The sequence below is a fragment of the Rathayibacter tanaceti genome (assembly GCF_001634385.1).
GTDB lineage: Bacteria > Actinomycetota > Actinomycetes > Actinomycetales > Microbacteriaceae > Rathayibacter > Rathayibacter tanaceti.
Genome location: NZ_LIIN01000150.1, coordinates 1 through 5826 on the forward strand (window position 1 = coordinate 1; position 5826 = coordinate 5826).

Below are 5826 nucleotides of genomic sequence, written 5' to 3' on the forward strand. Positions count from 1 at the left end.
GACAACGTCGACCCGACGGGCGCTTCCTGCCGTCGTCGGATCTGCGCGCCCGCTTCGAGGCGATCGGCGTGCGGTCCGACGCCCCCGTCGGCGTCTACTGCGGCTCCGGGGTGACGGCCGCCGCCGACGCCGTCGCGCTGACCCTCGCCGGATTCGCGCCCCGCCTGTACCCCGGCTCCTGGTCGCAGTGGTCGAACACCCCCGGCCGCCCCGTCGCGACGGCCCGTCCGCGTAGGCGCGACGCCCCCCCCCCGATTCCTCACACGTTGCGGTAGTCGCGTCGACTACCGCACCGTGTCGGGGGCGCTCAGGTCCGCCCGACCGCCCTCTGCCGCCACGTCCCCTTCGAGTACGCAGGAGTGGTCGTACTCGACGTTCGAGTACGACGACGTCTGGAGTCTCGCGCCGGCGAGGGTGTCAGGTCGGAGAGGTGCGCGCTTCAGCCCAGGCGGGAGTGCTCGCCGAGGTGGTGCCAGGTGCGGTTGTGGTAGACGAGCGGAGCGGTCGTGTCCGAGTCCTCCGGCACATGCGCCTCGAGCGCGTGCACCGCGACGATCGTCGATGATCCCGCCTCCATGCGGTTGATGACGGTCCCGCGGATCCACGCGGCCGCTCCCGGGAAGTACGGTTCGCCCGTGGGCAGTCGCGACCAGAGCGACGTGTCGGCGAAGCGGTCGATGCCACTGGTCGAGCCCAGTCGCGCCAGGTCGAGCTGCTCGGCGCCCAGCAGGTGCACGACGAGCGTCTCCGAGGCCTGGATCGCGGGCGAGCTCGACGACGCCGATGACAGCGAGAACACGAAGAGCGGAGGCTCGGCGCTCACGGAGAAGACGGACGTCGCGGTCAGGGCGACGGGGCCGGTCCCCGGGTCCGCCGTGATCAGCGCGACTCCGGCGGCGTGGTTGCGGAACGCCAGCTTGAACTCCTCCGGCGAGAGCCCCGCGAAGGCGTGCTGCTCGGTATCGGCGCTGGTGGCGAGGTTCTCGCGGCTCATCGGGGGCTCCTGATCGATCGAGGGTGCGGCGCGGGCGTCGTCCGCCGTCGCGCCGCAGCGCGGCCCCTCCAGCCTGTCGCACCGCTCGGGGGAGGGGCGCCCCATTGCGGAGTATGACGCCGACACCTCCGCTGATGCCGACTCCGCGCCGCCCCGCCTCGTCGTCACCGTCCCCTTCCGGTCCGCAGGGGATCCCTCCGCGGGATGGCGCGCCGCGATTCCGCCTCACAGCACTCGGAACATCGTGCGGATCACCCCCTCGACCCCGCCCGAGCGCAACCCGTCGCCCCACGTCTCCGACGCGTGCACACTCGGGGGCATGGCCCACCGTCCGCGCACCTCCGCCGCACGTCCCGAGAGCAAGACCTGCGCCTCCTGTGGCCGCGAGATCCAGTGGCGCGCGAAGTGGACGCGCGACTGGGACGAGGTCCGCTACTGCTCCGACGCCTGCCGTCGCCGCGGGGTCGGCCCGGAGGAGGCGCGTCTCGAGGACGAGATCCGCTCGCTCCTGCTCGCCCGTGCCGCCTCCTCCACCGCCTGCCCGTCCGAGGTCGCCCGCCGCGTGGGCGGGGAGGAGTGGCGTCCGCTGATGGAGCCGGTCCGCCGCGCCGCGCGCCGTCTGGTCGACCGGGGCGAGATCGACATCGTGCAGGGTGGCCAGGTAATCGATCCCTCGCGTGCCAAGGGCCCGATCCGGCTGCGCAGGCGGCCCGGCGGCCCCCTGTCGCCCGGCGGCAGTGCGGGCTAGCCTCAGCAGATGCCCAGCAGCGACGCCGTCGTCCTCACCGTCCCCGGACCGCACGGCGATCGGGAGGTGCGGCTCTCCAGTCCCGGACGCGTCCTCTTCCCCGAGTCGGGCATCACCAAGCGCGACGTCGCCGAGTACCTCGTCGAGGTCGGTGAGGCGTTCGTCGCGGCGAACGGCTCCCGCCCCGTCTCGCTCCAGCGCTTCTCCTCCGGGATCGAGGGCGCGCAGTTCTTCTCGAAGAACCCGCCCCAGGGTGCGCCGGAGTACGTGCGCTCCGTTCCCGTCACTTACCCGAGCGGGCGCGTGCATCCGCAGCTCGTCATCGACGAGCCGGCCGCCGCAGTCTGGGCGGCGCAGATGAACACCGTCGTGTTCCATCCGTGGGCCTCCCGCGCGGAGGCGCCCGACCTGCCCGACCAGCTCCGCATCGACCTCGACCCTCAGCCCGGCACCGATGTCGCCGACGCCGTCGTCGCGGCGCACGCCCTCCGCGACGTTCTGCGCGAGGCCGGGCTCGAGTCCTTCGTGAAGACCTCCGGGAACCGCGGACTGCACGTCTTCGCGCCAATCATCGCCGAGCACGAGTTCCTCGACGTGCGGCACGCGGTCATCGCCGCGGCGCGCGAGCTCGAGCGGCGGATGCCCGCGCAGGTCACGACCGCGTGGTGGAAGGAGGAGCGCGGCGAGCGGATCTTCGTCGACTTCAACCAGGCGAACCGCGATCGCACCATGGCCGGCGCCTACAGCCCGCGACCCCTCGCGCACGCTCCGGTCTCGACTCCGCTGGAGTGGGACGAACTCGACGGCGTCGATCCGCGGGAGTTCACCGTCCGCACGGTTCCAGCGCGGCTGGGTGAGCGGGGCGACCCGTGGGCTCGGATGCACGAATCGCCCGGGCGTCTCGACGTGTTGCTCGGCTGGTGGGAGCGCGACCTCGCCGACGGGCACGGCGAGCTTCCGTTCCCGCCCGACTTCCCCAAGATGCCGGGGGAGCCGCCCCGCGTGCAGCCGAGTCGCGCGAAGAAGGCCTGACCGACCGCTCAGCCCAGCACGTCGCCGAGGTCGTACGCGGTCGGCTGCTCCAGCTGTTCCAGCGTGCACGAGCGTGCGTCGCGGTCCGGCCGCCAGCGCTCGAACTGCACGGTGTGCCGGAATCGGGCGCCCTCGCGCTGGTCGTAGCGCACCTCCAGCACCCGCTCGGGCCGCAGGCGCACGAAGGATCTGTCTCGGCCCGCCGAGAAGCGGCTCCGCTCGCCGTCGCCGCGCACCGCGTCTCCGGCGTCGTCGCGCTCGACCGCCTCTGTCAGCTCCTCGACGAGCCGCACCCGCCGCTCATCGCTGAAGGCGGAGGCTCCGCCCACCTGGCGCAGCTCGCCGTCGTCGCCGTAGAGCCCGAGCAGGATCGACCCCACGCCCGGCTGGGAGGTGTGCTCGCGGTAGCCGATCGCGACCACCTCGGCCGTGCGGTGGTGCTTGACCTTCAGCATCGTGCGCTTGCCGGGCGCGTAGGGCGCGGCGAGGGGCTTCGCGACGACTCCGTCCAGTCCCGCTCCCTCGAAGCGCTCGAGCCAGTCGCGCGCGAGCGCGTCGTCGGCCGTCGTGCGTCCGAGGTGGAGCGGATGCGGCAGACCCGTCAGCAGCGCGGCGAGCGCCTCCCGCCGCGCCGAGTACGGCTCCTCGAGCAGACTCCGCCCGTCGAGCGCCAGCAGGTCGAACGCGACCAGCATCGCGGGCGTCGTCTCCGCCAGCACCGCGACCCGGCTGGCCGCGGGGTGGATGCGCTGGCTGAGCAGCTCCCAGTCGAGCCGCTGCGCACCCGGGGCGCCGGTCGCGACTACGATCTCGCCGTCGAGGACGCAACCGTCCGGCAGGAGCCGCAGGAACGCCTCGACCAGCTCCGGGAAGTACCGCGTCAACGGCTTCGAGCCGCGGCTGCCGATCCGGCACTCGCCCCCGGCGACCGAGACGATCGCCCGGAAGCCGTCCCACTTCGGCTCGTAGGAGTAGCCGCCGGCGACGGCGTCCTGCGCCGGCACCGCCGCCACCGCCTTGGCGAGCATCGGGGCGAGCGGGAGCGCGAACGGGAGGTCCATGCCCCGATCATCCCCGGACTCGTCGCGGGCCGCACCCCCGTCGCGCGCTCCCGGAGCGCCGTGGGATTCGCAGCCGCCTCGACGGTTCGAGGCGTAGCGTTCCCGCCCATGAGCACCAACTGGAAGCGCTGGACGCCCGTCGCCGTCGTCCCCGCGGTCGTCGTCGCAGCGGCCGTCGCCCTCCCCCTCTCCGCCACTGCCGCGGGAGACCTCCCCGAGAGGTCGGCCGCAGACCTCCTCGCCTTCGTCGCCCAGAGCGAGACGACCGCGTTCTCCGGAGAGATCCAGCAGACCTCCGACCTCGGGCTGCCGGACCTCTCGGGGCTCGCGACCACGGCACCCACCGCAGCCGACGCCTCCGCGACGAACGCCCTGGTCGAGTTCGCCACCGGATCCCACCAGGCGCGCGTCTACGTCGATGCCGAGCAGGGCGTGCGCTTCCAGGTGCTCGACCGCCTCGCCGAGCGCGACGTGATCGCCACCCCCGGCGGGGCGTCTGGGTCTACGACTCGAACGCGAACTCCGCCACGCACGTCCTTCCGCCGGACGGCGCCGCACCCTCCCCGGACGCCCCCGCCGAGCAGGCTCCGGTCGACGGCGTGCTGACTCCCTCGGCCGCCGCTGAGCGCCTGCTCTCCTCGATCGACCCGACCACCTCGGTCGCCGTCGGCTCCGATGTGCGCGTCGCCGGGCGCGACGCCTACGAGCTGGTGCTGACGCCGCGGGACAGCACCACCCTGGTCGGCTCCGCCACCGTCTCGGTCGACGGCGAGACCGGTCTCCCGCTCGGCGTCGCCGTGACCGCCAGGGGCGCGACCGCTCCCGCCTTCAGCATCGCCTACACGAGCATCGACCTCTCCACCCCGGATGCCTCGCTCTTCTCGTTCACGCCGCCTGCGGGCGCCGAAGTGATCGAGCAGGGTGCGCCCGAGCAGGGCACGACCGACGCGCCGACCCCCGCTCCCGATGCTCCCGTCGACACGAACCGCGAAGACGTCACCACGACCGGCACCGGCTGGGGCACGATCGTCGAGCTCCCCGCCGGAGACCCTGGAGCGCTCGGCCCACTCGAGGCCGTCACCACGCCCACCGAGGGCGGCCGGGTGCTCTCGTCCGCACTGGTGACCGTCCTCCTCACCGACGACGGGCGCGTGCTCGCCGGCTCCGTCCCGGTCGAGGCCCTGCGCGACGCGGCTGCCGCTCGGTGACGACGGCCGGGCTCGCCGTCGAGACCCGCGGCCTGACCAAGCGCTTCGGCCGTCAGGAGGCGGTCTCCGCGCTCGATCTCGTGGTTCCGAGCGGAGCCGTCTTCGGCTTCCTCGGGCCCAACGGCTCGGGCAAGACGACGACCATCCGGATGCTGCTCGGGCTGGCCGCGCCCACCGAGGGGACCATCACGGTTCTGGGTTCTGCGATGCCCCGCCGCTCGGCCGAGGTCCTGCCACGGGTCGGCGCCCTCGTCGAAGGCCCGGGCTTCTACCCGTTCCTCACGGGAGTCGCGAACCTGCGCCGCTTCGACGCCGCCGAGCCCGGAACCTCTTCTCGCACGCGCGATGCGCGGGCGACGGAGGCGCTCGCCCGCGTGGGACTCTCGGCCGCCGGTCGCAAGAAAGTCGGCTCCTACTCCCTCGGCATGAAGCAGCGGCTCGGCATTGCCGTCGCCCTGCTTTCCCCGCGCGAGCTGATCGTGCTCGACGAGCCGACCAACGGACTCGATCCGCAGGGAACGCGGGAGGTCCGCTCCCTCGTGCGCGGGTTGAACGAGGACGGCACGACTGTGCTGGTCTCGAGCCACCTCCTCGCCGAGATCGAGCAGATCTGCACGCACGCCGCCGTGATGCGCACGGGCCGTCTGGTCGCGCAGGGCGGCCTCGACGAGCTCCGGGGCGTCGCCGCCTCGGTCGAGCTGGTCACGCCCGATCCCGAGCGCGCCCTCGCCGCCCTCGCCGGCCGCGGCCTCGAGCCGCGCACCGCTCCGGGGCCGCACCCGG

The 5826-nt window shown here is 73.5% G+C and carries 8 protein-coding genes; 6 read left to right on the top strand and 2 right to left on the bottom strand.

Features of this window, described 5'->3' with window-relative positions; all coding sequences use genetic code 11:
- A partial coding sequence (locus tag ACH61_RS13575) for a sulfurtransferase (RefSeq protein WP_269085085.1) occupies window positions 1–275 on the top strand: 275 nt, incomplete at its 5' end.
- Window positions 276–439: 164 nt separating this feature from the next.
- Here ACH61_RS13575 and ACH61_RS13580 read toward each other — a convergent pair.
- Window positions 440–994, bottom strand: a complete 555-nt coding sequence (locus ACH61_RS13580) for a flavin reductase family protein (protein ID WP_068212956.1) — start codon at window positions 992–994, stop codon at window positions 440–442.
- A 319-nt stretch (window positions 995–1313) separates the two neighbouring features.
- Between ACH61_RS13580 and ACH61_RS13585 the strand changes: the two genes are divergently transcribed.
- Together ACH61_RS13585 and ligD are read left to right on the top strand one after the other, a co-directional pair.
- Entirely contained in the window at window positions 1314–1742 is a 429-nt protein-coding gene (locus ACH61_RS13585; RefSeq protein WP_068212966.1) for a DUF2256 and DUF3253 domain-containing protein, read from the top strand.
- A gap of 9 nt (window positions 1743–1751) precedes the next feature.
- On the top strand, window positions 1752–2774 hold the full coding sequence (ligD, locus tag ACH61_RS13590) for a non-homologous end-joining DNA ligase (RefSeq protein ID WP_199220866.1): 1023 nt from the start codon (window positions 1752–1754) through the stop codon (window positions 2772–2774).
- 8 nt (window positions 2775–2782) lie between these two features.
- Here ligD and ACH61_RS13595 read toward each other — a convergent pair whose 3' ends face one another.
- Entirely contained in the window at window positions 2783–3835 is a 1053-nt protein-coding gene (locus ACH61_RS13595) for an ATP-dependent DNA ligase (RefSeq protein ID WP_068212960.1), read from the bottom strand.
- A gap of 108 nt (window positions 3836–3943) precedes the next feature.
- Here ACH61_RS13595 and ACH61_RS18560 point away from each other — a divergent pair, with 108 nt between their 5' ends.
- The 3 genes from ACH61_RS18560 to ACH61_RS13605 form a co-directional block, all read left to right on the top strand.
- Window positions 3944–4441, top strand: coding sequence for a hypothetical protein (locus ACH61_RS18560; protein ID WP_236713694.1), 498 nt, complete (start codon window positions 3944–3946; stop codon window positions 4439–4441).
- On the top strand, window positions 4435–5043 hold the full coding sequence (locus ACH61_RS18565) for a LolA family protein (RefSeq protein ID WP_236713695.1): 609 nt from the start codon (window positions 4435–4437) through the stop codon (window positions 5041–5043). The genes ACH61_RS18560 and ACH61_RS18565 overlap by 7 nt, the downstream gene beginning before the upstream one ends.
- Window positions 5040–5826: ABC transporter ATP-binding protein (locus ACH61_RS13605; protein ID WP_068212963.1), on the top strand; the 787-nt coding region annotated here is incomplete at its 3' end. The genes ACH61_RS18565 and ACH61_RS13605, both read left to right, overlap by 4 nt.

Coding starts and splice junctions, on each gene's coding strand:
- ACH61_RS13580 (WP_068212956.1), bottom strand. CDS start 994: ATGAGCCGCGAGAACCTCGCCACCAGCGCCGATACCGAGCAGCACGCC.
- ACH61_RS13585 (WP_068212966.1), top strand. CDS start 1,314: ATGGCCCACCGTCCGCGCACCTCCGCCGCACGTCCCGAGAGCAAGACC.
- ligD (WP_199220866.1), top strand. CDS start 1,752: ATGCCCAGCAGCGACGCCGTCGTCCTCACCGTCCCCGGACCGCACGGC.
- ACH61_RS13595 (WP_068212960.1), bottom strand. CDS start 3,835: ATGGACCTCCCGTTCGCGCTCCCGCTCGCCCCGATGCTCGCCAAGGCG.
- ACH61_RS18560 (WP_236713694.1), top strand. CDS start 3,944: ATGAGCACCAACTGGAAGCGCTGGACGCCCGTCGCCGTCGTCCCCGCG.